The sequence below is a fragment of the Pantoea sp. GM01 genome, assembly GCF_000282675.1.
In the GTDB taxonomy this organism is placed as follows: Bacteria; Pseudomonadota; Gammaproteobacteria; order Enterobacterales; family Enterobacteriaceae; genus Pantoea; species Pantoea nemavictus.
Window position 1 is genome coordinate 47,615 of sequence record NZ_AKIU01000031.1, and the last position, 25,979, is coordinate 73,593.

24 protein-coding genes are annotated in these 25,979 nt (G+C 56.8%); 10 read left to right on the plus strand and 14 right to left on the minus strand.

The genetic code is table 11. The features are described 5' to 3' along the window. Positions 1 to 10 precede the first annotated feature (10 nt). From PMI17_RS09475 to PMI17_RS09485, 3 genes are all read right to left on the minus strand, one after another. Entirely contained in the window at positions 11 to 964 is a 954-nt protein-coding gene (locus PMI17_RS09475) for a phosphoglycerate dehydrogenase (protein ID WP_007888714.1), read from the minus strand. Between the two features lie 129 nt (positions 965 to 1,093). Beyond that, positions 1,094 to 1,978 carry a dihydrodipicolinate synthase family protein gene (locus PMI17_RS09480; protein ID WP_007888717.1) on the minus strand — a complete coding sequence of 295 codons (885 nt, stop codon included), beginning with the start codon at positions 1,976 to 1,978 and terminating at the stop codon, positions 1,094 to 1,096. Between the two features lie 17 nt (positions 1,979 to 1,995). Further along, positions 1,996 to 3,144: an iron-containing alcohol dehydrogenase gene (locus PMI17_RS09485; RefSeq protein WP_007888720.1), complete on the minus strand. Its 1,149-nt coding sequence runs from the start codon at positions 3,142 to 3,144 to the stop codon at positions 1,996 to 1,998. Between the two features lie 185 nt (positions 3,145 to 3,329). Between PMI17_RS09485 and PMI17_RS09490 the strand changes: the two genes are divergently transcribed. From PMI17_RS09490 to PMI17_RS09500, 3 genes are read left to right on the plus strand one after another with little or no spacing between them, the layout of a single operon-like run. After that, positions 3,330 to 4,601 (plus strand): four-carbon acid sugar kinase family protein, encoded by a 1,272-nt coding sequence (locus tag PMI17_RS09490; RefSeq protein ID WP_007888723.1) that lies wholly within the window; start codon positions 3,330 to 3,332, stop codon positions 4,599 to 4,601. After that, positions 4,594 to 5,574: a D-threonate 4-phosphate dehydrogenase gene (locus tag PMI17_RS09495; protein ID WP_007888726.1), complete on the plus strand. Its 981-nt coding sequence runs from the start codon at positions 4,594 to 4,596 to the stop codon at positions 5,572 to 5,574. Before PMI17_RS09490 ends, PMI17_RS09495 begins: the two co-directional genes overlap by 8 nt. A 6-nt stretch (positions 5,575 to 5,580) precedes the next feature. After that, positions 5,581 to 6,342 (plus strand): DeoR/GlpR family DNA-binding transcription regulator, encoded by a 762-nt coding sequence (locus PMI17_RS09500; protein ID WP_007888729.1) that lies wholly within the window; start codon positions 5,581 to 5,583, stop codon positions 6,340 to 6,342. Between the two features lie 187 nt (positions 6,343 to 6,529). On the opposite strand, the gene PMI17_RS09505 is transcribed toward PMI17_RS09500, so the two are convergent. Further along, a complete protein-coding gene (locus PMI17_RS09505; protein WP_007888732.1) occupies positions 6,530 to 6,877 on the minus strand; it encodes a YacC family pilotin-like protein in 348 nt (115 codons plus the stop codon). A gap of 177 nt (positions 6,878 to 7,054) precedes the next feature. On the opposite strand from PMI17_RS09505, the gene cueO reads away from it, so the two are divergent. After that, positions 7,055 to 8,644 (plus strand): multicopper oxidase CueO, encoded by a 1,590-nt coding sequence (gene cueO / locus PMI17_RS09510; protein WP_007888735.1) that lies wholly within the window; start codon positions 7,055 to 7,057, stop codon positions 8,642 to 8,644. On the opposite strand, the gene PMI17_RS09515 is transcribed toward cueO, so the two are convergent. After that, the gene (locus PMI17_RS09515) at positions 8,637 to 9,926 is read right to left on the minus strand and encodes a cystathionine gamma-synthase family protein (protein WP_007888741.1); all 1,290 of its coding nucleotides are present in this window, start codon (positions 9,924 to 9,926) and stop codon (positions 8,637 to 8,639) included. The genes cueO and PMI17_RS09515 overlap by 8 nt on opposite strands. Before the next feature lie 165 nt (positions 9,927 to 10,091). On the opposite strand from PMI17_RS09515, the gene hpt reads away from it, so the two are divergent. The 4 genes from hpt (at position 10,092) to PMI17_RS09535 (ending at position 13,679) form a co-directional block, all read left to right on the plus strand. Then, the gene (gene hpt, locus PMI17_RS09520; RefSeq protein WP_007888744.1) at positions 10,092 to 10,628 is read left to right on the plus strand and encodes a hypoxanthine phosphoribosyltransferase; all 537 of its coding nucleotides are present in this window, start codon (positions 10,092 to 10,094) and stop codon (positions 10,626 to 10,628) included. Positions 10,629 to 10,831: 203 nt separating this feature from the next. Then, on the plus strand, positions 10,832 to 11,758 hold the full coding sequence (locus PMI17_RS09525) for an ABC transporter ATP-binding protein (protein ID WP_007888748.1): 927 nt from the start codon (positions 10,832 to 10,834) through the stop codon (positions 11,756 to 11,758). Further along, positions 11,755 to 12,525 (plus strand): ABC transporter permease, encoded by a 771-nt coding sequence (locus tag PMI17_RS09530; protein ID WP_007888752.1) that lies wholly within the window; start codon positions 11,755 to 11,757, stop codon positions 12,523 to 12,525. Before PMI17_RS09525 ends, PMI17_RS09530 begins: the two co-directional genes overlap by 4 nt. 146 nt (positions 12,526 to 12,671) lie before the next feature. Then, the gene (locus PMI17_RS09535) at positions 12,672 to 13,679 is read left to right on the plus strand and encodes an acyltransferase family protein (protein WP_007888755.1); all 1,008 of its coding nucleotides are present in this window, start codon (positions 12,672 to 12,674) and stop codon (positions 13,677 to 13,679) included. Between the two features lie 51 nt (positions 13,680 to 13,730). On the opposite strand, the gene panD is transcribed toward PMI17_RS09535, so the two are convergent. The 9 genes from panD to thpR all read right to left on the minus strand — a co-directional run bounded on the left by panD (position 13,731) and on the right by thpR (position 20,802). Further along, on the minus strand, positions 13,731 to 14,111 hold the full coding sequence (gene panD / locus PMI17_RS09540; protein ID WP_007888760.1) for an aspartate 1-decarboxylase: 381 nt from the start codon (positions 14,109 to 14,111) through the stop codon (positions 13,731 to 13,733). 41 nt (positions 14,112 to 14,152) lie between these two features. Continuing rightward, positions 14,153 to 15,007, minus strand: a complete 855-nt coding sequence (panC, locus tag PMI17_RS09545) for a pantoate--beta-alanine ligase (RefSeq protein ID WP_007888763.1) — start codon at positions 15,005 to 15,007, stop codon at positions 14,153 to 14,155. Positions 15,008 to 15,022: 15 nt separating this feature from the next. After that, positions 15,023 to 15,817 (minus strand): 3-methyl-2-oxobutanoate hydroxymethyltransferase, encoded by a 795-nt coding sequence (gene panB, locus PMI17_RS09550; RefSeq protein WP_007888764.1) that lies wholly within the window; start codon positions 15,815 to 15,817, stop codon positions 15,023 to 15,025. 42 nt (positions 15,818 to 15,859) lie between these two features. Continuing rightward, the gene (gene folK / locus PMI17_RS09555; protein WP_007888765.1) at positions 15,860 to 16,345 is read right to left on the minus strand and encodes a 2-amino-4-hydroxy-6-hydroxymethyldihydropteridine diphosphokinase; all 486 of its coding nucleotides are present in this window, start codon (positions 16,343 to 16,345) and stop codon (positions 15,860 to 15,862) included. After that, positions 16,342 to 17,757, minus strand: coding sequence for a polynucleotide adenylyltransferase PcnB (gene pcnB / locus PMI17_RS09560; RefSeq protein ID WP_238541538.1), 1,416 nt, complete (start codon positions 17,755 to 17,757; stop codon positions 16,342 to 16,344). Before pcnB ends, folK begins: the two co-directional genes overlap by 4 nt. A gap of 37 nt (positions 17,758 to 17,794) precedes the next feature. Next, positions 17,795 to 18,730: a tRNA glutamyl-Q(34) synthetase GluQRS gene (gluQRS, locus tag PMI17_RS09565; RefSeq protein WP_007888767.1), complete on the minus strand. Its 936-nt coding sequence runs from the start codon at positions 18,728 to 18,730 to the stop codon at positions 17,795 to 17,797. A gap of 70 nt (positions 18,731 to 18,800) precedes the next feature. Then, positions 18,801 to 19,256 (minus strand): RNA polymerase-binding protein DksA, encoded by a 456-nt coding sequence (gene dksA, locus PMI17_RS09570; RefSeq protein WP_007888770.1) that lies wholly within the window; start codon positions 19,254 to 19,256, stop codon positions 18,801 to 18,803. A 304-nt stretch (positions 19,257 to 19,560) separates the two neighbouring features. Further along, the gene (gene sfsA, locus PMI17_RS09575; RefSeq protein ID WP_007888786.1) at positions 19,561 to 20,265 is read right to left on the minus strand and encodes a DNA/RNA nuclease SfsA; all 705 of its coding nucleotides are present in this window, start codon (positions 20,263 to 20,265) and stop codon (positions 19,561 to 19,563) included. Next, a complete protein-coding gene (gene thpR, locus PMI17_RS09580; RefSeq protein ID WP_036620764.1) occupies positions 20,266 to 20,802 on the minus strand; it encodes an RNA 2',3'-cyclic phosphodiesterase in 537 nt (178 codons plus the stop codon). Positions 20,803 to 20,838: 36 nt separating this feature from the next. Between thpR and hrpB the strand changes: the two genes are divergently transcribed. Both hrpB and mrcB read left to right on the plus strand, forming a co-directional pair. After that, the gene (gene hrpB, locus PMI17_RS09585) at positions 20,839 to 23,313 is read left to right on the plus strand and encodes an ATP-dependent helicase HrpB (protein WP_007888788.1); all 2,475 of its coding nucleotides are present in this window, start codon (positions 20,839 to 20,841) and stop codon (positions 23,311 to 23,313) included. A 100-nt stretch (positions 23,314 to 23,413) separates the two neighbouring features. Beyond that, positions 23,414 to 25,960, plus strand: a complete 2,547-nt coding sequence (gene mrcB / locus PMI17_RS09590) for a bifunctional glycosyl transferase/transpeptidase (RefSeq protein ID WP_007888789.1) — start codon at positions 23,414 to 23,416, stop codon at positions 25,958 to 25,960. Positions 25,961 to 25,979: the final 19 nt, after the last annotated feature.

Here is a 25,979-nt window from a genome sequence, read left to right on the forward strand (position 1 = left end):
AGGCGGCGAATTATTCCAGCCCGTTCATCACGTTAAGCGGGCGTTCGCCCTGGCAAATGCACTGCACGATTTGCGTCACGCAACGTTCGCCTATCGCGCTGATGGCACCGTCGGTGTAACCGGCGAGGTGCGCGGTGGGGATGAAGTTGCTGAGCGTGAACAGCGGATGCTCCGTCAGCGGTTCTTGCACGAACACGTCAGCCGCAGCCCCGGCAATCACGTTATCCAGCAGCGCCTGATAGAGATCCTGCTCATTCACCACACCGCCGCGTGAGGCATTAATCAGGAAGGCACTCTTCTTCATGCGTTTCAGCCGGGCGGCATCAAACAGGTGGTGGGTTTTGTCGGTCAGCGGCATATGCAGGGTGATGAAATCGCTGGTTTCCGTCAGCTGATCCAGCGTGACGAATTCGATGCCGTGCTCGGCAGCAAATGTCTCATCTGGATAAAAATCGAAGGCAATCACCCGCATGTTGAAGCCTTTAGCGCGCAGCGCGACCTGCTTGCCGATATTGCCCAGCCCAATAATGCCCAGCGTTTTGCCGTAGACATCGGTGGCAAAAATGCGCGGCCAGTGTCCGGCGCGCGTTTCAATCGCCGCCTGAGTCACCTGGCGCGCGCAATTCAGTATCAGCGCGAAGGCGAAATCGGCCACCGCATGTTTGTTGGCGTCCGGCACGTTAGTGACGTATATACCGCGTGCGCGCGTGGCATCCAGATTGATATTGTCGACGCCCACGCCGTGCTTACAGACGATTTTCAGCTGTGGCGCCAGCGCCAGCAGCGCCTCGTTGACGTCGGTAAAGGCGACGATCAGCGCGACCGTATCAGCCAGATGCGGCTCAAGCGCGCTCAGCGGCGCATCGGCGGGCAGGGTGATCAGCTCAAAACCCTGTTGTTGCAGGGTTTCAATGGGCGTCGCCTCATATTTAGCAAACGACGGTGAGGTGCAGATGACTTTCATAAATCTTCCCGATGTTGAAAATACAGCTAAGAGCCGGTGCCGCGATTAACACGGTGCGCATAAATGCGCACCCTACAAAACGCGTAGGGTCGCCATTTATGGTGACCTGGCAGGCCGCTCACCCGGTGATTACTGCAAATATTGATTCACGATCTGACGAATTTTCTGCTCTTCATCGGCAGAGAAACTCACCGCATAGCGGCTATCGCCCACGTCAAAGCCGAGCAGCGACACCGCTTTTTTTACTGCCGCCGGCGAGAAGCCGACGCTATACAGATCGGTGCGCAAGCCGGTGACATTTTCCTGCGCCAGACGAGAACCTTCGATATCGCCAGCGTGGAAGCGCGCCCAAATGGCGTTGATCTCTTTGGGGGCGACGTTAGCGAGCCCTGAAATACAGGCCGAGCAGCCGTCGACGAAGCCCTGATGAATCAGCGAATCCGGGCCATTCAGTACATCGAAGCTATCGATGCCTGCTGCCGCCTGCAGAAAACCGCTCAGGCTTTCATAGCTGCCAGCGCTATCTTTGATGCCGATGATGTTCGGATGCGCAGCCAGCGTGCGCACGGTCTCCGGCTGCAGCGTGTTGCCCGTGCGCGCCGGGATGTTATAGAGGAACAGCGGCACATCGATGGCGTCAGCTACCGCGCGATAGTGGGCGATCAGCTCTTCCTGTTTCAGCGGCACGAAGTAGGGCGTAATCACCGAAACCGCATCCACGCCCAGCTTCGCCACTTGCTTGCCGAGACGAATGGTTTCACGCGTCGAGATTTCGCCAATGTGCGCCACTACCGGCGCGGTGCCGTTAACTTCATCGACGCAAGTCTGTGTCACCGCCAGCTTCTCCTGCTCGTTCAGCACGAAGAATTCACCGTTGGTGCCGCCGCAGAAAATACCGTTGCCAGCACTTAACTGGCGTTTGACCTGCTCGCGCTGGGCGACGGGATTAAAGGCACCGTCGCGATCGAAGGTGGTAACGATGGCGGTTAACACGCCCTGAATTTTCTTACTCATGTTGTCCTCGATAATGCTTAGTGGCTCAAAGCGGGAAACAGCGTCAGGTAGACGTTGCGTACGTCATCTGCGCCCACTTTCATCGGTACATTCTTCATCAGACGCTGCACGTCGAGTGCGGCTTCAACCAGATACGGCAGGTGATCCGGGCCGATACCCAGCTCTTCCAGACTGGCGGGCAGCTTTAGGCGTTTTACCAGCGCGGCGAAGTACTCAACCAGCGCGTGAGATTTGGCTTCTTCATCCAGTGACGTATCGGCATCGGGCAGCAGATCGTAAGCCTGAGCAAATTTGCTCACCGCCGCTGGACGCACAAAGCGCATGCACGGCGCGAGCAGAATGGCGTTAGCCACACCGTGCGGCAGATGATATTTACCGCCCAACGGATAGGACATGGCGTGAACCAGATGGGTACCGGCATGCGCAATCGACGCACCGCCATAATAAGATGCCCACAGCATATTCAGGCGCGCTTCAAGGTTATCCGGCTCAGCGAGAGTGGTTTCGAGGCTGGCAAACAGCTTTTTCATGCCGATCAGCGCATAGTTATCGCTTACCGGATTCGCCACGGTAGCGGTAAAGCATTCGATCAGATGGCACAGCGCATCGATACCGGTAGAAGAGGCGATATGCGGTGGCATGCTGGTGGTGAGCTCCGGTATCAGCGCGACATAATCCGGCAGCATCACCGGCGTGATTATGCCGACTTTGGTCTCTTTCTCCGGGATCGCCAGAATGGCGTTCGGCGTGGCTTCCGAGCCGGTGCCCGCCGTGGTGGGAATCAGCAGCGAAGGGGTGCGCGTCTGCGGTTTTTCACCGGCCAGCAGCGCATCCAGCGTTGGCGCGTCCGCGACGCACAGAATAGAGAGCAGCTTAGCGACATCCAGTACGCTGCCGCCGCCGACGCCAATCACCAGATCGACATCGGTGGCCGGTAGCGCAGCGACAATGGCCGCCACATCGTGCTGGCTTGGCTCTGGCGGCACCGTATTGACGATGCTCAGGCTAGCCAATTGTTGCTGCAGCTGGGCGATCAGCCTCTGAACCGCCGGAATGCCTTCAATATTCTTATCGGTCACCAGCAGGGCTCTCTTCTTACCTCGTAGTAGATAGCTGAGGTCATTAAGCGCCTGAAAGCCACTTATCACGGTGCTGTTGATATTCATTACATACCCTTATCGCGTTTTTTGTGCTGAATGATTAATTTTGCTCAAACAGCGCGAGGTCCATCATTTCAGTGCCTAATTTTATAGGACAAATTGATTTCAATTAATTTGATCTTGCTCACATATAATCAATCATGATTGAATATAATCATTGCAGCACGGCAGTAGCCGCTAAAGGAGAGAAAATGACTTCACAGCCATGGAAAACGCCCGTCTTAGTGATTGCCGATGATTTTACCGGTGCTAATGATGCGGGCAGCGGGCTGGCACGCGCCGGAGCGCGCGTGCATGTGATGTTTGACAGCAGCACGCCCCATCCAGCTGGCAGCGCTGATGTGCTGGTGATCAGCACCGATAGCCGCGCGGTAAACGCGCAAGAAGCGGCGCGTCGCACTCTTGCTGCGCTGGAGCAGCATCAGGCGATGGCCAACGATGGCTGGCTGTTTAAGAAGATCGATTCCACGCTGCGCGGCAATCCCGGTGCGGAAATCAGCGCGGCGCTGCAGGCCAGCGGCAAAAAATTAGCATTGGTAGTGCCGGCGGTGCCGAAACTGGGGCGTACCACGCGCAACGGTGAAGTCTGGATCGATCAGCAGCGTTTGATTGATACCGAATTCGCCAGCGATCCCAAAACCCCGGTTACCAGCAGCCATGTGCTGACGTGCCTGCAAATGCAGAGCATCTTGCCCGGCGAGACCCTCGACCTCGCCACGGTACGCGACGCACAACTGGCCCAGGTACTGGCGAGCAAACAGGGGTTGCTGGTGGTGGATATCGAGCAGGACGCCGACCTTGCCTTATTAATGGCGGCGGCGGCCGCGCTAGATGAGCGGCCACTATTGGCCGGAGCCTCAGGCCTGAGCGATGCGCTGGGCGAACTGCTGGCTGCCCGTCGGCCGCGTCCGGTGCTGGCGGTGGTGGGTTCGATGAGCGCAATGGCGCAGCAGCAAATTGCGCGCCTTGCCAGCCAGCGCGACATCCGCATTATCGACATTGATATCCGCCAGCTGTTTGCCCAGCCTGCCTGGCCGCAAGCCGCCGAATGGCAACAGGCGATGCTGCAGGCGCTGCACGATGGCGCGCATTGCGTGCTGCGCACTACACAGCATGCCGATCAGCGTCACGACATTGAGCAACTCTGCCAGCAGCATCAGGTTTCGCGGCAGGCATTAGGCGAACGCATCTGCCAGTTTCTCGCGCAGTTAACCAGCACCGTTTGTCGTCAGGTGCAGCCTGCGGGGCTTTATCTCTCCGGCGGAGATGTGGCGATTGCCGTGGCGCAGGCATTAGGTGCCAGCGGTTTCCAGATTCAGGGCCTGGTGGCGGGCTGTGTGCCGCACGGGGTTTTGCTTAACAGTGAATTACACCTGCCGGTGATGACCAAAGCAGGTGGCTTTGGTGACGAAAACACCCTGGTAGAAGCCATTCGTTTTATTGAGGAGAAGTTGAGTGAATAAAATTATTGCGATTACCATGGGCGATCCGGCGGGCATTGGCCCTGAGATCATCATTAAAGCGCTGGCAGAAGGTGATTTAGCGGGCGTGCCGGCCGTCGTCGTCGGCTGCGCCAACACGCTGCGCCGGGTGATGGGGTTAAATGTGACGCCGCAGGCTGAGCTGCGCGTGCTTGACCAGGTTACCGATGCGCACTTCGCGCCGGGCATTATTAATGTGATTGATGAACCGCTGGCGGATGCGGATGCGCTAAAACCGGGCGTGGTGCAGAAAGAGGCGGGCGATCTGGCGTGGCGCTGTGTTAAGCGCGCCACCGAATTGGCACTGGCCGGAGAAGTTCACGCCATTGCGACCGCGCCGCTGAATAAAGAAGCGCTGCACTCGGCAGGTCACCTGTATCCTGGCCACACCGAACTGCTGGCACAGCTCACCAATACTAAAAACTACGCCATGGTGCTCTATACCGATAAGCTGAAAGTGATTCACGTCACGACGCATATCGCGCTGCGTAAGTTCCTCGACACCTTAAACGGTGAACGCATTCAGACGGTGATCGGCATGGCCGACAGCTTCCTGCGCCGCGTCGGGTTCGATAAGCCGCGCATCGCGGTGGCGGGAGTTAATCCTCATGCCGGTGAAAACGGTCTGTTCGGCGATGAGGAGATCACTATCGTCGCGCCTGCGATTAACGTGATGAAACAGCAGGGCATTGATGTGCATGGCCCATGCCCGCCCGATACCGTGTTCCTGCAGTGTCAGGAAGGGCAGTACGATATGGTGGTCGCGATGTACCACGATCAAGGACATATCCCACTGAAGTTATTGGGTTTCTATGATGGCGTGAATATTACTGCGGGCTTGCCCTTTATCCGCACATCGGCGGACCACGGCACCGCATTTGATATCGCCTGGACAGGTAAAGCGAACTCTGCGAGCATGGCAATCTCCATTAAACTCGCGATGCAGCTTGCATAGGGAAATATGAAGGGACAAAGCCGTCTCGACCAGATTATGGACTATCTGAAGAGTCATAATCTGGTCACCGTTGAACAACTGGTGAGCGCTATTTCCGCTTCGCCAGCGACCATCCGCCGCGATCTGATTAAGCTGGACAAGGAGGGCGTCATTAGCCGCAGCCACGGCGGCGTCACGCTCAATCGCTTTATCCCCAACCAGCCCACTACGCTGGAGAAGATGCAGCGTAATCTGGCGGAAAAACAGGCCATTGCCCAGTTTGCCGCCCGTTATGTGCAGTCGGGTGATGCGGTGGTATTGGATGCCGGCACCACCATGCTGGAGCTGGCGCGCCAGCTAACGCATCTCAAGCTGCGCGTTATCACCGCCGATCTGCATATCGCGCTGTTTTTATCCGAGTTTAAGCAGATCGAAACCACCATTATTGGCGGACGCATCGATGATTCCAGCCAGTCGTGTATTGGTGAGCACGGGCGTCGCCTGTTGCGCAGCATCAATCCGGATATCGCCTTTGTCAGCTGTAACTCGTGGAGTATCGAACGCGGCATTACCACGCCAACCGAAGATAAAGCCGGATTGAAGATGGACTTGCTGGCCAATGCGCGCCGCCGGGTGCTGCTGGCTGACAGCAGTAAATACGGCTCCTGGTCGCTGTACTGCGCGGCACCGATTGATAGCCTGACTGATGTGGTGACGGATGCGCGTCTGGATGAAGCGGTATGTCGCGACCTGCGCGAGCGTGGAATTGGTCTGGAGTTAACGGTTTAGGTTTGGATCGTGCTGGCTGTCCCCCATCCCGGCCTTCCCCCGCAAGCAGGGGAAGGAGACGCTGCCACATGCAACTCCCAACTCACATATAGCAGCATCTTCCTCCCCCATTTATGGGGGAGGACCGAGGAAGGGGACAGCCAGCACCATCGAAGGGGACAGCGAGCACCAACCGAAGGGGAACCGATTACTTCACGTAAGCCAGCAAACTCAGCGAATCGCGCGCTAACGACTTACACTTCTTGTCGTTGGTAATGGCGATGCCGCTCAAATCCTTGTAGCTCTCTTCACCGAGCGACTTCATGTTGTAGTTGCTGTAGTTGCTCAGATCCCAACGGTTCTGTTGGGCAAAAAACACCAACGCTTTACGAATCTGCGCGTCCGGCAAATCCTGATAGCCACAATCGTTCTTCAGATAAACGAACACCGCGGTGAGGTCGGCGAGATCTTCTGCTTCGGATTCACTCAGGGCAAAACTGGTGGAGGAGAAGCCAAGGAGTCCCGCCAGCAGCAGGATCTTGATGCTTTTCGTCATAATGATTCTCAACAAGGGACAATTTATTGACGTTAGCACAGTTATTGCCGCTATTCCGCTAAATTTGCCCTTTCGGGCCATTCACGCGCTTTTTCTCAGTGCATTCTGTTTCAGCACTTGACCCTCCCGCAGGGTAAAGGTTTACGCTGTGCCCTTATTCACGACAAGGATAAGAATATGCAACGTCGTCATTTTCTAAAGTTGACTGCCGCTCTCAGCGCCGCCGGTGCGCTGCCGCTATGGAGCCGCTCACTAATGGCCGCCACGCGACCGTTATTGCCGATCCCTTCCATTTTGGAACCTGACGCACGCGGGCAATACACGCTGACCGCCATGACCGGCAGCAGCCAATGGAACGGCAAAGCGGTGCCCACCTGGGGCTACAACGGCGGATTGTTAGGGCCAGCACTCAGATTGCAGCGCGAAAAAAACGTCACGGTAAATATTCATAACCAACTGCCTGAAGCCACTACGTTGCACTGGCATGGCCTGGAAATTCCTGGCGATGTTGATGGCGGTCCGCAAGGGATCATTGCGCCAGGTGCCACGCGTCAGGTGAGTTTTACCCCGGATCAACCGGCCGCCACCTGCTGGTTCCATCCGCATCAACACGGCAAAACCGGCTATCAGGTGGCGCAAGGTCTGGCGGGATTGGTGCTGCTGGAAGATGAAGCGTCCGGCAAACTGCGCCTGCCGATGCAGTGGGGCGAAGATGACGTGCCGCTGATTTTCCAGGATAAACAGCTGAATAAAGCGGGGACGCAAATCGATTATCAACTCGATATCATGCGCGCCGCGGTGGGCTGGTTTGGCGATCTGATGCTGACCAACGGCGTGCCATATCCGCAGCATGCCGTACCGCGCGGCTGGCTGCGCCTGCGTTTGCTCAACGGCTGTAACGCGCGCTCGCTGCATATCGCGACAAGCGATCGGCGTCCGCTGTATGTGATCGCCAGCGACGGCGGTTTACTGGCCGAACCGGTGAAAGTGACGAGCCTGCCGCTGTTACCGGGCGAGCGTTTTGAGGTGATGGTGGATACGTCGGATGGCAAAACCTTCGACATGGTGACGCTGCCGGTTACGCAGATGGGCATGACGCTTGCCCCGTTCGATCAACCTTTGCCGCTGGTGCAGATCATGCCGCTACGCGTGATGGCCAGCGGTACGCTGCCGGACAAATTGGTGGATTTGCCGCCGGTTCCTGCAACGGATGGCCTGCAAAGCCGCTGGCTACAGCTGATGATGGATCCGCAGCTTGATCAGCAAGGCATGCAGGCGCTGATGGATCGCTACGGTGACAAAGCCATGGGCGGTGTGAAAATGGATCATGGCAACATGGCGATGAGTAACAGCGCGCAGCCGATGGATCATGGTGACATGGCGATGGATCACGGCAGCCACGGTAAAGCTGCGGCGTATGATTTCCACAACGGCAACAAGATCAACGGCCAGGCCTTCAATATGACCAAGCCGATGTTCAATGTGGAACTGGGTAAACTGGAGAAGTGGACCCTCTCCGGTGAAGGCGATGCGATGCTGCATCCGTTCCACATTCATGGCACACAATTCCGCATCCTGTCAGAAAACGGCAAGCCGCCGGAGCCGCATCGTGCCGGCTGGAAAGACATTGTCAGCGTAAACGGCTGGCGCAGCGAAGTGCTGGTGCGCTTCAACTATGTCGCCAACGCTGAGAATGCCTATATGGCGCATTGCCATCTGCTCGAGCATGAAGATACCGGCATGATGCTGGGCTTTAGCGTCAGTTAATCGCGGCTTCAAGCGCCAGACGCATATCTTCAATCAGGTCGTCGGGATGCTCGATACCAATTGACAGGCGCACGGTGGCATCGCTGATGCCAATGCGTTGCCGCACCTCCTGCGGCACGCCCGAATGGGTGGTGCTGGCAGGATGGCTGGCGAGCGATTCGGTGCCGCCCAGGCTTACCGCCAGCTTGAACAGCGCCAGCGTATTGAGGAAGCGGAACGCCGCCGCTTGTCCGCCACGAATATCAAATGAGAAGGTCGAGCCGGCGCCGCTGCACTGGCGCTGATACGTTTTGCCGGCTGGGCTCTCTGCATCGAGATACGGCAGCCAATGCAGCTTTTCTACCTGTGGATGATCGCGCAAAAACGCCGCCACTTTATCCGCATTGCTGGCCGCCTTCTCCATACGCAGCGACAGCGTCTCCAGCGAGCGGCCGATCATCCAGCTGGAGTGCGGATCAAGCTGGGTGCCGATGGCGCTACGCAGCGAACGCACCTTGCTCACCAGCGCTTTACTGCCGAGCACCGCGCCGGCAATCAAATCCGAATGGCCACCCACATATTTAGTCAGCGAATAGAGCGACAAATCTGCGCCGTGCTGTAACGGATGCTGAAACACCGGGCCGAGCAGGGTGTTGTCGCAGGCGAGAATCGGCCGTGAACCTTGCTGCTGCGCAATCACATCGGCAACCTGCTGCATTAACTGGATGTCGACCAAACTGTTGGTGGGATTGGCTGGCGTCTCAATCAAAATCAGCGCCACGCGTCCGCGCTGCCATGCGAGCTTAGCCGCTTCATGTACCTTATCTTCGTCGGTGCCATCGCTGAAACCCACCGCTTTAATTTCCAGATCGTGTAGCGTTTTGCTCAGCAGCGTTTCGGTGCCGCCGTACAGCGGCTGGGAGTGCAGAATCACCTCGCCAGGGCGGGCAAAGGTCAACAGCGTGGTGGCAATCGCTGACATCCCGGAGGAGAACAGCGCTGCACTTTCCGCACCTTCGTAGACCGCCAGCCGATCTTCAACGATTTCGCTGTTGGGATGGTTAAAGCGCGAATAGACTAATCCGCCACTTTTGCCTTCTGGCGGCTGCTTGCGCCCGGCGACGAAATCAAAAAAGTCCTGTCCCTCTTCGGCGCTGTTAAAAACAAAAGTCGAGGTGAGAAACACCGGCGGTTTCACCGCGCCTTCCGACAGTTGCGGATCGTAGCCGTAATTCAGCATCTGCGTTTCCGGGTGCAAATCGCGCGTACCAATCTGTGTTTTTTTACTGGATGAAGCGGTCATAGGAACTCCAGAACCAAGCGGTGAAGGGGCGGACTCGTCCATACAGTTAACGCCAGCGTGATAAATTTCGCCACGGAATCGTTTGCGTTCTGTGCGCGGCGTTAGACGCCAGCTCGACTATGATAGACTTCGTGGCTTTCCAAAAACCGTAATTGGACGCATGCAATGAAACATACCGTCGACGTGATGATCTCCGAGCAAGAGATCGCAACCCGGATTGCCGAACTGGGCAAGCAGATTAGCGAGCACTACCGCGACAGCGGCAGCGAAATGGTGTTAGTAGGTTTGCTGCGCGGCTCCTTTATGTTTATGGCCGATCTGTGCCGCACCATCGACGTGCCGCATGAAGTCGACTTTATGACCGCCTCCAGCTACGGCAGCGGCATGTCGAGCACGCGCGACGTAAAAATCCTCAAAGATCTCGACGAAGATATTCGCGGCAAGGATGTGCTGATCGTCGAAGACATCATCGATTCCGGCAACACCCTGAGCAAAGTGCGCGAAATTCTGCGCCTGCGCGAGCCGAAATCGCTGGCAATTTGTACCTTGCTGGATAAGCCGGAGCGCCGTGAAGTGGATGTCACCGTGGAATACGTCGGCTTCACCATTCCAGATGAGTTTGTGGTGGGCTTTGGCATCGACTACGCGCAGCGTTATCGCCATTTGCCGTATATCGGCAAAGTTATCCCGACCGGTGAATAACCGCACAATCGTCCAAGGCTAATCTCCCCAGCCTGCGATAAACTGCGCAGCCCGTGAGCCAACCGCTTATGGGCTGGCTTGACTCTCTGCTAAACTCCTTTGATTTCTCAATCTTTATTATCGCGACAGCGCATGCCTCTTCGTTCGCGCGCACTATCATTACACGTGGCTGTGATGTCACAACAATAAGGTATGGATTCACAATGACATATGCACTGGAAATTTCCGGGCTGACCAAAACCTATCCCGGCGGCGTACAGGCGCTGAAAGGACTCGATCTCAATGTGGAAGCGGGGGATTTTTACGCCTTGCTCGGGCCGAACGGCGCCGGAAAATCCACTACCATCGGTATTATCAGCTCGCTGGTGAATAAATCTGGTGGCAGCGTGCGGGTGTTTGGTTATGACCTGCAAAAAGATGTGGTCAACGCCAAGCGTCAGCTCGGGCTGGTGCCGCAGGAGTTCAACTTCAACCCGTTTGAAACCGTGATGCAGATTGTGGTGAATCAGGCGGGTTACTACGGCGTGGAACGTGCCGAAGCCAATAAGCGTGCAGAAAAATACCTTAACCAGCTTGATCTATGGGGCAAGCGCAACGAACGTGCGCGTATGCTTTCGGGCGGGATGAAGCGCCGCCTGATGATTGCGCGTGCCTTGATGCATGAGCCGAAGCTGCTCATCCTCGATGAACCCACTGCGGGCGTGGATATCGAACTGCGCCGTTCGATGTGGAGTTTCCTGAAAGAGCTGAATATCAAAGGCACCACCATCATTCTCACCACGCACTATCTGGAAGAGGCGGAGATGCTGTGTCGCAATATTGGCATCATTCAGAGCGGCGAGCTGGTGGAAAACACGTCGATGAAAGGGCTGCTCTCCAAGCTGCAATCCGAAACCTTCATTCTGGATCTCGCTCCGCGCAGTCCGCTGCCGCTGCTGGAGGGCTTCCAGTATCGACTGGTGGATACCTCCACGCTGGAAGTGGAAGTGATGCGCGAGCAAGGACTGAACAGCGTGTTCAGTCAGCTGAGCGCGCAGGGCGTGCAGGTACTGAGTATGCGCAATAAAGCTAACCGCCTTGAGGAGCTGTTCGTCAGCCTGACACAGGGAAAAACAGGAGTGAAAGCATGACGCACTTGTATTGGGTGGCGCTCAAGAGTATCTGGAGCAAAGAGATTAACCGCTTCGCCCGCATCTGGATTCAGACGCTGGTGCCGCCGGTAATCACCATGACGCTCTATTTCATCATCTTCGGCAATCTGATTGGTTCGCGCATCGGCGATATGCACGGTTTCAGCTACATGCAGTTTATCGTGCCGGGCCTGATCATGATGGCGGTGATCACTAACGCTTACGCCAACGTGGCGTCATCGTTCTTCAGCGCCAAGTTCCAGCGCAATATTGAAGAGCTGCTGGTGGCGCCGGTGCCAACGCACATCATCATCGCTGGTTATGTCGGCGGTGGCGTGGCGCGTGGCGTGTGCGTGGGGATTTTGGTTACCGCGATTTCACTGTTCTTCGTGCCGTTCCACGTACATTCATGGTCGATGGTGGCGCTGACGCTGCTGCTGACAGCGATCTTGTTCTCGCTGGCGGGCCTGCTGAATGCGGTCTTCGCGCGCACCTTTGACGATATCAGCCTGATTCCGACCTTCGTGCTGACGCCGTTAACCTATCTTGGCGGCGTGTTCTACTCGTTGACGTTGCTGCCGCCGTTCTGGCAAGCGGTGTCGAAGCTCAATCCGGTGGTGTATATGATCAGCGGCTTCCGTTACGGTTTCCTCGGCATCAACGATGTGCCGCTGGTGTTTACGCTATCGGTGCTGATTGCCTTTATCGTGGTGTTTTACGTGCTGGTGTATACGCTGATTCAGCGTGGGCGGGGATTAAGAACATAAGTTCGTCTGGTCTCGGAATAAAAAATGCAGCTGCGGCTGCATTTTTTATGCGTAATTCCCAACTGGTTTAAGAAGGGTCTTGTTAGGGCGGTGGTGAACTTCTCGTATTTTGCTGGGCTGGCATAGACGGCATCAGGGAAGTAGCAATGAATCGTGTTTCATGGATCGATAACTTACGCGGGATGAGTATCCTCGCAGTGATATTTTTGCATTGTATGATTGCGGTGAATCAGCAGGCGGGACATTTCACGGCATTCAATGAACTGGTTAATCAGCTATTAGCACCTGTGCGGATGGGGTTGATGTGCTTTATCTCCGGGATGTTTGTCGAGAGTGGTTTACGCAAAGGCGTTAACCGCTATTTACGTAATAAAGTCAGCACTATTCTTTATCCCTTCGCAATTTGGGCGCTTATTTATGGCGGACTTAAATTCCTGTTTAGCTCGATGGCCAATCATCCACAGTCGCCATTGGGCATTATTTTAGGTCATCTGAGCGGTGGCGATATCACGTGGTTTCTGCATTCACTGTTCTTATTCTTCGTGCTGATCATTCCGGCGCGTCGTTTGCCATGCTGGCTGGTGCTAGCGTTGTGCATCATTGGTAGCCTGTGGCTTCCCGCTATTCCCGCTGATTCACTCTTTGCCAGCTTTGATAATCTGCATATCAATAAATCGATAACCTTATTCGCTTTTTTCTATGTGGGTGACTGGCTGGTGCGCAATGACACGGATATTGCACTGGTGGCACAGCGTCGTCAGGTGATGGGAATCTCACTGGCAAGTTTTCTCTTGCTTTCAACATTCAGCTTATGGGGCGGATTAGGCCAGCATTCACCTTTGATGCTGCCTTTAGCCCTCGTCTCAATTCCGCTGTTTGTGCTACTTGCTGAGCGGGTTCATCTTCGCTGGATAAACTATATTGGTCGTCATTCGATAGTGTTTTATTTGTCGCATTACCTGGCGATTCAGGTGTGCAGTAAATTCCTGCGTGTGGAGCACTCAACGCTGTGGCTGGATGATATGCGTTTTCTGCTGGCATTTATGGCGGCCGTCGCACTGCCCGCTGTGCTCTGTCAGCTACGCGATAGAGGCTGGTTTGGCTGGTTATTCACGCTAAAAAGAAAGAGAACGTCGCCACTGGTGAGTGCGTAATACGGGAAATCAAAGAGAAGGGCGCGGTGTAAAAACCGCGCCCTTGCTGTATCAGGCTACCTGAACTGGAAGGGCCTTAGCGAGGCGCTTCATTTCATTGTCGCCTTCAAAATAGGCGACTTTCGGCTGCCAGCTGCGCGCGACTTCATCTTCCACCTGCACGTAAGAGCAGATGATCATGATATCGCCAGCACAGGCACAGCGCGCGGCGGCGCCGTTGACCGAAATGATCTTCGAGCCACGTTCAGCGGCAATCGCATAGGTTGAAAAACGCTGGCCGTTGGTGACGTTATAGATGTCGATGGCTTCATACTGCAGAATGCCGGACGCATCGAGGAAATCCTGGTCAATGGCGCAGGAACCTTCGTAATGCAAATCTGCCTGGGTGACTTTAACGCGATGCAGTTTGCCCTGAAGTACGGTACGAATCATAGCGGGATAACCTTATTATGCTGCTGATAAACGACGGAAAATTACTCCGTCAGATCCACTTGCTGATTATCGATCAGCCGCGCATTGCCCAGCCAGGCGGCCATTAAAATCACCGCGCGTTGGCTATCGACAGTTAGCGCTTGCAGGGTTGCGGCATCGCAGATGGCTAATCCATCCGGACGGAAACCCTGATCGCGCAGCGACGCTTCCGCTTGCTCGATAATCTCTTCGACATGGCGCTCGCCATTGCTCAGACGCTCGGCCATGCTGTTCATCACCTTACTGAGACCGGCGGCGATTTTACGTTCGTCGGCGGTGAGATAACCGTTGCGCGAACTCAGCGCCAGACCATCTTGGGCGCGCACCGTTGGCACACCCACGATCTCAATATCGAAGCCCATATCCGCCACCATCTTGCGGATAATCGCCAGCTGTTGAAAATCTTTCTCGCCGAAGCAGGCGATGTCGGGCTGCACCAGATTGAACAATTTGCTGACGACGGTGGAGACGCCGCGGAAATGGCCCGGACGGCTGGCGCCTTCCAGCAGCGATGAGAGTCCCGGTACTTCGACAAACGTCTGGCTATCGAGACCTTGCGGGTAAACCTCCGCTGGCGCCGGCGCAAATACCACATCGACGCTGTGACGATTGAGCTTCTCGCAATCGTCCTGCAGCGTGCGTGGATAGCGCGCCAGGTCGTCGAGACGCTCAAACTGCATCGGGTTAACGAAAATGGATACCACCACAATATCGGCCCGTTCACGCGCTTCATCGACCAACGTCAGATGACCGTCATGCAGGTTGCCCATGGTCGGGACGAGCGCGATACGTTTGCCTGCCTGACGCCAGCGACGAATTTCACGACGCAGCATCGGCAGTGTTTCGATGATCAGCACTGCAAATCTCCTGATTTACTGGAAACTGTGTTCAGCGGCTGGATAGATGCCCGCTTCAACGTCGGCGATATATTGGCGAATCGCCGCACGAATGTCGCCAGTTTCGGCGAGGAAATTTTTGGCAAATTTGGGAATGTGGCCGCCGGTAATGCCAAAGGCGTCATGCATCACCAGAATCTGACCGTCGGTGACGTTGCCAGCGCCGATACCAATCACCGGCACCGACAGCGCTTTGGTGACGCGCTCGGCCAATGCCACCGGGACGCACTCCAGCACCAGCAGCTGCATGCCCGCGGCTTCCAGCGCTAGTGCATCAGCCAGCAGACGTTCGGCGGCGGCTTCATCGCGGCCCTGTACTTTATAGCCGCCGAAAACATTAACCGATTGCGGTGTCAGTCCCAGATGGCCGCACACCGGTACGGCGCGCTCGGTCAGCATGCGCACGGTTTCCGCCAGCCACTCGCCGCCCTCCAGCTTCACCATGTTGGCACCGGCGCGCATCAGCTGCGCGGCATTAGTGAAGGTGTGTTCCGGCGTGGCATAACTCATAAACGGCAGGTCAGCCATTAACAGTGCCTGCGGCGCGCCACGGCGCACGGCGGCGGTATGATAAGCGATATCCGCGACGGTAACCGGTAACGTCGATTCATGGCCTTGCACGGTCATGCCGAGCGAATCACCAATCAGCATCACCTGAATGCCTTCATTGGCAAAGAGACGGGCAAAACTAAAATCGTACGCCGTCAGCGTGGCAAATTTGCGGCCGCTGGTTTTGAGTTGGCGTAGATGGGAGATAGTTGTCGGTTTCATCGCACACTCCAGAGTTTTCTGATGCGCGCAGTGTACTACGGGTTACTCAGACCACAAACGGATAGCGCTGCGATCCAGCCTGGCAAGAATCTCAGCCAATGCTTGCCCGTTTGGCAGCGCCAGCTGCGGCGCAATCTCTAGCAACGGCACCAGCATAAAAGCGCGATTGTGCATGTCGTAATGCGGCACGGTGAGACGCGGGGTGTTAATCGTAGCGTTGCCAAACAGCATGATGTCGAGATCCAGCGTACGCGGTCCCCAACGTTCAGCTTTACGCACGCGACCGTGATCCAGCTCGATACGTTGCGTGTGATCGAGCAGCGCTTCGGCAGCCAACGCGGTTTCCAGTTCCACCACCGCATTGAGGTAATCGGGCTGATCCGGTGGGCCGTACGGCGGCGTGCGATATAACGAAGAGGTTTTGAGGCGCGAGGTGTGCGGAATGGCATCCAGTGCGGCCAGCGCTGCATCAACCTGATGCAGCGGATCGGCCAGATTACTGCCTAAAGCGAGGTAAACGCGGGTCATTGCGCGCTATTGGTATCGCGACGTGGCCCGGTTGGACGGCGGCGTGGACGGCGCGGTTTACGGCGCGGTGCCGGATCGTCGCCCAGCGTGGTCATCATGGTTTTCTGCTGAACCGGCGCGGCCGCCTGGAACTCGCCCCACCAATGCGTCAGCTTTTGCAGCTCAGGATTGTTTTCCACATCGGCACGCAGCGCCATCAGGTCGTAAGCGGCGCGGAACTTAGGATGCTCCATCAGCTTCCACGCACGTTTGCCGTGACGACGCGACATGCGCAACTGCAGCTGCCAGATATCGCGAATCAAAGTGGTGATACGTTTCGGAATCGCTAGCGCGCGGCAGGCTTCATCCAGAATTTCGTTCATCGACAGGGCAAAGGCATCGTAATAGGTCAGGCCGCTTTCCTGCGCAATACGCTCGGCGGATTCCAGCTGCGGATACCAGAACATGGCGGCAAACAGGAAGGCCGGGTTAACGCGCATATCATTTTGAATACGCGTATCAGTATTTTTCAGCACCTGCGCCAGCATGCGCTCCATCAGGCTGTCGCTTTCGGCGGTGAAACCCCGCGTCAGCGTCGGGAACAGCGGCTGGAACAGCTGATATTCACGCATCATCTGATAGGTGCGGTAGCCGTAACCGGCCTGCAGCAGCTTGAGTGACTCTTCAAACATACGCGCCGGAGGAATGTCATTCAGCAGCGTCGCCAGGCGCGGGATCGGCTCGGCGGTTTCTGCAGCAATACGCATCTGCAGCTTGGCGGCAAAACGTACCACACGCAGCATGCGCACCGGATCTTCGCGATAGCGGGTTTCCGGATCGCCAATCAGGCGAATGATGCCTTCGTGCAGATCGTGCAGGCCGCCAACGTAATCGCGGACGGTGAAATCGGCCACGCTGTAATAGAGGCTGTTGATGGTCAGATCGCGGCGCTGGGCATCATCTTCAATGCTGCCGAAGATGTTGTCGCGCAGCAGCATGCCGTTCTGGCCGCGCTGCGAGCTATTGCGATCTTCTTCGCTCTCTTCCTGATGATGGCCGCGGAAGGTGGCAACTTCGATCACTTCCGGACCGAACATCACATGTGCCAGACGGAAACGACGACCCACCAGGCGGCAGTTGCGGAACAGCTTGCGCATCTGCTCAGGCGTGGCGTTGGTGGTGATATCAAAGTCTTTTGGCTTGCTGCCGAGCAGCAAATCACGCACGCCGCCGCCAACCAGGTAAGCTTCGTATCCGGCTTTGTTCAGGCGATAGAGCACTTTAAGGGCGTTTTCGCTGATATCTTTGCGTGAGATGTTGTGGCTTTCGCGTGGAATGACGGTCATCAGACTCTTCTCAGCTTCCACCTCTTCAGGCGCCTCCTCATCACGCTTGAGGACTCTCCGGCAAAAATTAGCGACTCGGGTAAAAATGGGACACCTCGACAGTGATAAAAGGGTGTTAATAAAATCAGCGGCTAATCATAGCCTGTTGAGAACCATTTAGGAATGGCGATGTCGTTTCATCGGGCTTGAGACCGTTCTGCAACGGAATCAGGCGGATATTCCACTGCGCGACGGCCTGTTTCAGCAGGTTTTCCAGCGATTCATCCTGCCATCCTGGCGAAACCGGTTGACCGAGAAAGCGCAGCGCCTGCACCAGCAGCGGTCGCGCATCGCCGGTTGGCAGCGCGGGCGCATGATTTTGCTTTGAAAGTTTATTGCCATCCTGATTGACCGCGAGCGGTAAATGCAGGTAATCCGGCACCGGCCAGGCGAACTGCTGATAAAGCGCTATCTGGCGCACCGTCGGCTCAATTAAATCTGCGCCGCGCACAATTTCCGTTACGCCTTGAAAATGGTCATCGACCACCACCGCCAGGTTATAGGCAAATAGCCCATCACGGCGATGGATAATAAAATCTTCCTGTGCCAGCTGCACTTCCGCCTGTAAATGGCCACGCAGACGATCGTCAAAACCGAAAACGGGTGCATGTTGACGCAGGCGTAATGCGGCATCATCGGGCGGCAGCTGCAAATCGCGGCAGTGGCCGTCATAAAATCCGCCTGACTGCTGAATACGGCGCCGGGTACAGCGGCAGAAGTAACTTTGACGATGGCTTTGCAGCCAGCTCAGCGCGGCACGATAGGCATCATGACGCTGCGACTGCCACAGGACTTCGCCATCCCACTGCAAACCGTAATGTTCCAGCTGCTGCAAAATACGCGTTGCCGCACCGGGAACTTCACGTGGCGGATCGATATCTTCGATGCGCACCAGCCAGCTTCCCTGTTGCGCACGCGCACTCAGGTAACTGCCTAACGCAGCAATCAGCGAACCAAAATGCAGGTCACCCGAAGGAGAGGGAGCGAAACGCCCAATGCAGGGAGGAGTTAAAGCGGTCATTTGGAAGTGTACCGCACGTCGGGAAAACAGGGATTTTCCCGGCTGTGCGGTAACAGTTTGCTCACGGCCATTAGCCAGCCATCTGCTTCTCGCGGATTTCTGCCAGCGTTTTGCAGTCGATGCAGAGGTCAGCAGTCGGACGCGCTTCGAGGCGGCGAATACCAATTTCTACACCGCAGGAATCACAGTAGCCGAAATCGTCGTCATCCACTTTCTTAAGCGTTTTCTCAATCTTTTTAATGAGTTTACGCTCACGATCGCGGTTACGTAATTCCAGGCTGAACTCTTCTTCCTGTGCGGCACGGTCGACCGGATCCGGGAAGTTGGCAGCTTCGTCCTGCATGTGCGACACAGTGCGATCTACTTCATCCCGAAGTTGGTTGCGCCAGGCTTCCAGAATCTTACGGAAGTGACCTAGCTGGGCGTCGTTCATATACTCTTCGCCCGGTTTCACCTGATACGGCTCCACTCCAGCAATGGCGAGGATACTCAGGGACGATGTTTTACGGTTTTGCCCTTCTTGCATGTTGTTTCTCCTGGATAACACGCACTTCCCTAGATGCTTCAAGTTGCTTGTGCACTGGCTGCGTTCATTCATCTTCGTAACTTACGTGGGTAAGCACCGGAGATTCATTCTGTTGCCATCTTCCTGCAACCCGAAATATTTAGGGCTTATCGATTCCCATAAAGGGAAAAAAACAGGCCGCTATAAATAGCAGAAGCAATCAAGGTTGGCAATTATTCCTGACCACTGCTTGACAAGCCTCTGAAGAATCGCGTATTCAGCGCCTCGCCGAGAACAATCCTGGCACACCAAATTGCTATAAATATTACAACGCTACGTTAATCGGACGCGTTAGTAACATCTTTAGCGGTGATATCTGAGCTTGATACGCTAACACCTCTACACCACAACGCTGCGCCTGTTCCAGTAGTTCTGCGTATTGCACGTCGATATGGCGTGCCGGGGAAACGTCCTCAATCCCCGTATGCAAAACCGCGAACAACAAAACGGCTCGATGACCTTCTGCCACGATAGTGCTGAGTTCGCGCAGATGTTTCTGACCTCGAGTCGTCACGGCATCCGGAAAATAGCCTTTACCTAGATGTAAAAGGGTGACGGACTTGACTTCAATATAGCAGTTCGATCGACCCTCCGCTTGCAGCAGAAAGTCAATTCGGCTTTTTTCCGTGCCGTATTTCACTTCAGGCTGGCAGTGGCTGTAAGCGGATAATTCCGGAATTGCATTGTGGCTTAGCGCCTCACGTACCAACTGGTTGGCGCGCAGCGTATTGACGCAGATCCAGTGGCCTTGTTGGGTCTCAGTGAGCTCCCAACTGTGTGGATATTTTCGCGTAACGCTCTCGGAGGTTGAGTACCACACCGTGTCACCCGGCGTGGCACAACCGGTCATCGCGCCGGTGTTGGCGCAGTGAATAGTTAGTGTTTCGCCTTCCGGCGTGATCACATCGGCTAAAAAACGTTTGTAACGGGCGATCAAGCGGGCGGGTTTGAGCGGGGGATCGAACTGCATTTACTCTCCTGATGATAGTAGCGGCCAGCGGGCCAGCGCCTGATAACGCGTGCGGCCGCGCGTCACGTTGGAGGCGAACAGTGCAAAATGATGGATATCAGTGCGCCAGTGAAAGCCGCGCGCGGGTAGCGCGACCTGTGACGCCGCATGGCGCAACAGCGTGACGTGCGGATGGAATGGCTGCGCACTTTGCGCACAACCGTGCCGTGCGGCTTGCGCACGCAACAGGCTGGCGAGCTGCAGCAGGCCGCGCGGCGCACGCTGGCAACCCAGCCACACCACGCCGGGGCGCGGCCAGTGTCCGGCATCATCCAAATCCAGCGCAAAGCCCGGCTGCACAATGCGCGAGGCTAACAGTTGCAGCTTACGTGATGTCTCATCGCCTACCTCGCCGAGAAAGGCCAGCGTCAGGTGCAAATTGGCCGCCTCGACCGGTTTACCCGCCTCAGCCGCAAAGTTATCTGCGCGCCACTGCACCAGCTGTTGCTGGAGCGGAGCGGGCAGTTCAAGAGCAAAAAACAGACGTTGCGTTGCCAGGTTGGCCTCCGGTAAACCGCGCTTGAGAGTGCTACAATGCGCGCCATCTTAGCACAGGCATTTTGGGAGATGAGTTTGAGTGAGTTACCGGTAAGCGAGGTGTTGCCTGAACTGCTGGCCGCGCTGGCGCAGTCGCCGCAGGTGTTGCTGGCGGCGCCGACCGGCGCAGGTAAATCCACCTGGCTGCCGCTACAGCTGCTGCAACATGCCAAACTGCCCGGCCGCATCATCATGCTGGAGCCGCGCCGCCTGGCTGCACGCAACGTGGCGCAACGGCTGGCGGAGCTGCTCGGCGAACAGCCAGGCGCAACGGTGGGTTATCGCATGCGCGGGGAGAACTGCTGCGGTGCTAACACGCGTCTGGAAGTGGTGACTGAGGGCATCCTGACGCGCATGCTGCAGCGCGATCCGATGCTGGAGGGTGTCTCGCTGGTGATTCTGGATGAATTCCACGAACGCAGCTTGCAGGCCGATCTTGCGCTGGCGCTGCTGCTCGATGTGCAGCAAGGACTGCGCGACGATCTGAAAATCCTGCTGATGTCGGCGACACTCGACAATCAGCGTTTGCGTCAGCTGCTGCCTGACGCGCCCTTTGTGGTGTCTGAAGGCCGCAGCTTCCCGGTTACGCGGCGCTATGCCTCGCTCAATAGTCAGCAACGCTTTGAAGAAGCGGTGGCGCGCGAAGTCGCGCAGCTGCTGCGCGAAGAGCCGGGTTCGCTGCTGCTGTTCTTACCTGGCGTGGCAGAAATTGAGCGCGTGAAGCGCGAGCTGGAGGCGCGGGTCGGCGAAGAGGTTGATCTCTCTCCTTTATATGGTGCGCTTTCGCTGGATGCGCAACGCCGCGCGATTTTGCCCTCTCCGGCAGGTCGTCGCAAAGTGGTGCTGGCGACCAATATCGCGGAAACCAGTTTGACCATCGAAGGCATTCGTCTGGTGGTCGACAGCGCGCTGGAACGCTCGGCGCAGTTTGATGTACGCAGTGGCGTAACGCGGCTGCAAACGCAGCGCATTAGCCAGGCCTCAATGACGCAACGAGCCGGGCGTGCCGGACGTCTTGAGCCTGGCATCTGTCTGCATCTGCTGCCGCAGGAGCAGGCGCTGCGGGCTGCGGCGCAGAGCGAACCTGAGATCCTCAACAGCGATCTGGCTTCGCTGCAGATCGACTTACTGCAGTGGGGTTGCCGGGAGGCGGCGCAGCTGAGCTGGCTCGACGCACCGCCGCCGCGTAATTTGCGCGCAGCATGCGCGCGCTTAACACAGCTGGGCGCGCTGGAGAATCACCAGCTCAACGCGCGTGGCCGCAAAATGGCTGCATTGGGCAGCGATCCGCGTCTCAGCGCCATTCTGGTCGCCGCTGGGCAAAACAATGATGCCATCGCCAGCGCCGCGCTGCTGGTGGCGATTCTGGAAGATCCGCCGCGCAGCGGCAGCGTTGATTTGCGTGATGCGCTCAATCATCCGCAATCGCACTGGCAGCGCCGCGCGCGTCAGTGGCAAAAACGCCTCAACGCCAGCGGCGGCAGGATTAATCCCGATCTGTTTCCGCAACTGCTGGCCGCCGGGTTTGCCGACCGTCTGGCGCAGCGACGCGGTGACAGCGCACGTTATCAGCTGGCGAACGGTATTGGCGCGATGCTCAATGAGCAGGACGGTTTGAGCCGCTACGAGTGGCTGATTGCGCCCACGCTGCTGCAGGGGGCCAGCAGCGCCGACGCGCGCATGCTGCTGGCGCTGCCGGTGGAGATTGATGCGCTGCGCCAGCAGTGCCCGACATTGGTTGAGCAGCGCACCGACGTGGAGTGGGATGAAGAGAAAGGCACCTTGCGCGCCTGGAAACGCGAACTTATCGGTGCGCTGGTGCTAAAAGCCCAACCGCAGGCGCGTCCGGACGCTGAAATTTTGCATCCGGCGATGCTGCGCTGGATCCGCGAAAAAGGATTGTCGGTGTTGGGCTGGAAAGCGGACGCTGAACAGCTACGCTTGCGGGTGCAGTGTGCGGCGCAGTGGCTGCCGCAAGAGGCGTGGCCGCAGCTGGATGATGACAGCTTGCTGGAGTCACTGGAGAGCTGGCTGCTGCCGGAGATGAGCGCGGTGCGCGACCTGAAAGGATTGCAGAGCATCAATCTTGTCAGCGCATTATTACATTTGCTGACATGGTCACAACGTCAGCGGCTGGATAGTGTGCTGCCAACTCATTACACTGTGCCGACCGGAAGCCGCCTGCCCATTCGCTACGATGCCGAGAAGCCTCCCGCGCTGGCGGTGCGGATTCAGGAGATGTTTGGCGAAGCACAAAATCCGGCGGTGGCAGAGGGCCGCGTACCGCTGGTATTGGAACTGCTTTCGCCTGCGCACCGTCCGCTGCAGATAACGCGCGACCTCGCGGCGTTCTGGCGCGGTGCCTATCCTGAGGTGCAGAAAGAGATGAAAGGGCGCTATCCAAAGCATCCGTGGCCGGACGATCCGGCCAACGCCTTACCCACAAGGCGGACCAAGAAATTTTCATCGTGAAACGCTGTGGATCGAATTCAGAGGGTTCTGCCATGCGCAGCACGAGAAAGCAGTTATAGACTAAAGGCCGCTGCCGTAGCAATGCCTGGAGAATAAAAGCATGTCTGGGAACGATCGCGAACCTATTGGGCGCAAAGGAAAAGCGCCAAAGCCGCCGCGCAGCACTGCGCGTCGGGGTCGCCGCAGGGAACTTGATGATGATATCGATCAGGACGATTTTGACGAAGAAGATGAGGAGAGTGGACCGGTGCCACCAAAAGGTAAAGGTAAAGGAAAACGACCGCCACGCAGCAAGCGTCGTTGGTTAGGCTGGTTGATTAAGCTCTTCCTGGTCTTTGTCGTAGTGATGGCCGCCTGGGGCGTCTATCTCGACTCGGAAATCCGCAGCCGCATTGACGGTAAAGTGTGGCAACTGCCGGCGACCGTGTATGGCCGTATGGTCAGCCTGGAACCGGGCATGTCGTACGACAAAAAAGAGATGATTGCGCTGCTGGAAGGCACGCAGTATCGCGAAGTGTCGCGCATCACCCGTCCCGGCGAGTTTAGCGTTAAAGGCAACACCATTGATCTGCTGCGCCGTCCGTTTGATTTCCCGGACAGTAAAGAAGGGCAGATTAACGCGCGCCTGACGTTTAGCAACAATGAGCTGAGCGAGATTAAAAACCTCGATACCGGCCGCGATTTTGGCTTCTTCCGCCTCGATCCGCGTCTGATCACCATGTTGCAGTCGCCGAACGGTGAACAACGCCTGTTTGTGCCACGCGCCGGTTTCCCGGATCTGCTGGTCAGCACGCTGATCGCCACCGAAGATCGCCACTTCTATGAGCACGACGGCATTAGCCCGTACTCGATTGGTCGTGCGTTCCTCGCCAACATCACCGCCGGTAAAGCGGTGCAGGGCGGCAGTACATTGACGCAGCAACTGGTGAAAAACCTGTTCCTCACCAACGAACGTTCGCTGTGGCGTAAAGCGCGTGAAGCCTACATGGCGGTGATCATGGATGCGCGCTACAGCAAAGATCGCATTCTTGAGCTCTACCTCAACGAGGTGTACCTCGGCCAAACCGGTAACGATCAGATCCGTGGTTTCCCGCTGGCGAGTTTGTACTACTTTGGTCGTCCGGTGGATGAGCTGAGCCTCGATCAGCAGGCGATGCTGGTCGGCATGGTGAAAGGCGCGTCGCTGTATAACCCGTGGCGTAACCCGAAACTGGCGCTGGAACGACGTAATCTGGTGCTGCGTCTGCTGCAGCAGCAGAACGTTATCGATCAGGAACTGTATGACATGCTGTCGGCGCGTCCGCTTGGCGTGCAGCCGAAAGGCGGCGTGATCACGCCACAGCCGGCATTTATGCAGATGGTGCGTAATGAGCTGCAGGCTAAGCTCGGCGACAAAATGAAAGATCTCTCTGGCGTGAAGATTTTCACCACCCTGGATGCGATTTCGCAGGATGCCGCCGAGAAAGCGGTGGTTGAAGGTATTCCAACGCTGAAAAAACAGCGGGGCCTGAAAGATCTGGAAACTGCGATGGTGGTGGTTGACCGCTTCAGCGGTGAAGTGCGCGCCATGGTCGGCGGGGCAGATCCGCAGTTTGCCGGTTATAACCGTGCGCTGCAGGCGCGTCGTTCAATCGGCTCGCTGGCGAAACCGGCAACTTACCTGACGGCGCTCAGCCAGCCGAACAGCTATCGCCTTAACAGCTGGATCGCTGATGAACCGATTGCGCTGAAGCAGCCGAACGGCACCATCTGGAAACCGATGAATGATGATCGTCGCTTCAGCGGTAAAGTGATGCTGGTTGATGCGTTAACCAACTCGATGAACGTGCCAACGGTTAACCTCGGTATGACGCTGGGTCTGGATGCGGTAGTGGATACCTGGACCAAGCTGGGCGTGCCGAAAGATCAGCTGCATCCGGTGCCCTCCATGCTGCTGGGGGCCCTGAACCTGACGCCGATTGAAGTGGCGCAGGCGTTCCAGTCGATTGCCAGCGGCGGTAACCGTGCGCAGCTGTCAGCGGTGCGTTCGGTGATTGCTGAAGATGGCACGGTGCTGTATCAGAGCTATCCGCAGGCGCAGCGCGTTGAACCGGCGCAGGCCGCTTATCTGACGCTTTACAGCATGCAGCAGGTGGCGGATCACGGTACCGCGCGTGCGCTGGGGGCGCGCTACCCTAAAGCCCATCTGGCGGGCAAAACCGGTACCACCAATGACCTGATTGATAGCTGGTTTGCTGGGGTTGACGGCAAAGAAGTGGCGATTACCTGGGTTGGCCGCGACAACAACCAGACTTCGAAGCTGTATGGCGCGAGCGGAGCGATGCAACTCTATCGCCGCTATCTCGACAACCAGGCGCCGATGCCGCTGGTGCTGACGCCGCCGGAAGATATCACGCAGATGAACGTCGACTCTGCCGGTAACTTCATCTGCGGTACCGGGAGCAGCACGTGGCGTTCGCTGCCGGTGTGGTCGCTGGATCCGAATGCGCTGTGCCAGCAGCAGCAAGAGCAGGTTCAGCAACAGCAGCAACAGTTGCAGCAACAACAAGAGCAGCAACAGCAGCAACAACAGCAGCAGCCACAGAATGAGCAGAAAGATTCTGACGGCGTTGCAGGTTGGATCAAGGATATGTTCGGCAGCAAATAGTGTGCTGAGAAAACAGAGG

Coding starts and splice junctions, on each gene's coding strand:
- PMI17_RS09475 (WP_007888714.1), bottom strand. CDS start 964: ATGAAAGTCATCTGCACCTCACCGTCGTTTGCTAAATATGAGGCGACG.
- PMI17_RS09480 (WP_007888717.1), bottom strand. CDS start 1,978: ATGAGTAAGAAAATTCAGGGCGTGTTAACCGCCATCGTTACCACCTTC.
- PMI17_RS09485 (WP_007888720.1), bottom strand. CDS start 3,144: ATGAATATCAACAGCACCGTGATAAGTGGCTTTCAGGCGCTTAATGAC.
- PMI17_RS09490 (WP_007888723.1), top strand. CDS start 3,330: ATGACTTCACAGCCATGGAAAACGCCCGTCTTAGTGATTGCCGATGAT.
- PMI17_RS09500 (WP_007888729.1), top strand. CDS start 5,581: ATGAAGGGACAAAGCCGTCTCGACCAGATTATGGACTATCTGAAGAGT.
- PMI17_RS09505 (WP_007888732.1), bottom strand. CDS start 6,877: ATGACGAAAAGCATCAAGATCCTGCTGCTGGCGGGACTCCTTGGCTTC.
- cueO (WP_007888735.1), top strand. CDS start 7,055: ATGCAACGTCGTCATTTTCTAAAGTTGACTGCCGCTCTCAGCGCCGCC.
- PMI17_RS09515 (WP_007888741.1), bottom strand. CDS start 9,926: ATGACCGCTTCATCCAGTAAAAAAACACAGATTGGTACGCGCGATTTG.
- hpt (WP_007888744.1), top strand. CDS start 10,092: ATGAAACATACCGTCGACGTGATGATCTCCGAGCAAGAGATCGCAACC.
- PMI17_RS09525 (WP_007888748.1), top strand. CDS start 10,832: ATGACATATGCACTGGAAATTTCCGGGCTGACCAAAACCTATCCCGGC.
- PMI17_RS09530 (WP_007888752.1), top strand. CDS start 11,755: ATGACGCACTTGTATTGGGTGGCGCTCAAGAGTATCTGGAGCAAAGAG.
- PMI17_RS09535 (WP_007888755.1), top strand. CDS start 12,672: ATGAATCGTGTTTCATGGATCGATAACTTACGCGGGATGAGTATCCTC.
- panD (WP_007888760.1), bottom strand. CDS start 14,111: ATGATTCGTACCGTACTTCAGGGCAAACTGCATCGCGTTAAAGTCACC.
- panB (WP_007888764.1), bottom strand. CDS start 15,817: ATGAAACCGACAACTATCTCCCATCTACGCCAACTCAAAACCAGCGGC.
- folK (WP_007888765.1), bottom strand. CDS start 16,345: ATGACCCGCGTTTACCTCGCTTTAGGCAGTAATCTGGCCGATCCGCTG.
- gluQRS (WP_007888767.1), bottom strand. CDS start 18,730: ATGACCGCTTTAACTCCTCCCTGCATTGGGCGTTTCGCTCCCTCTCCT.
- dksA (WP_007888770.1), bottom strand. CDS start 19,256: ATGCAAGAAGGGCAAAACCGTAAAACATCGTCCCTGAGTATCCTCGCC.
- sfsA (WP_007888786.1), bottom strand. CDS start 20,265: ATGCAGTTCGATCCCCCGCTCAAACCCGCCCGCTTGATCGCCCGTTAC.
- hrpB (WP_007888788.1), top strand. CDS start 20,839: ATGCGCGCCATCTTAGCACAGGCATTTTGGGAGATGAGTTTGAGTGAG.
- mrcB (WP_007888789.1), top strand. CDS start 23,414: ATGTCTGGGAACGATCGCGAACCTATTGGGCGCAAAGGAAAAGCGCCA.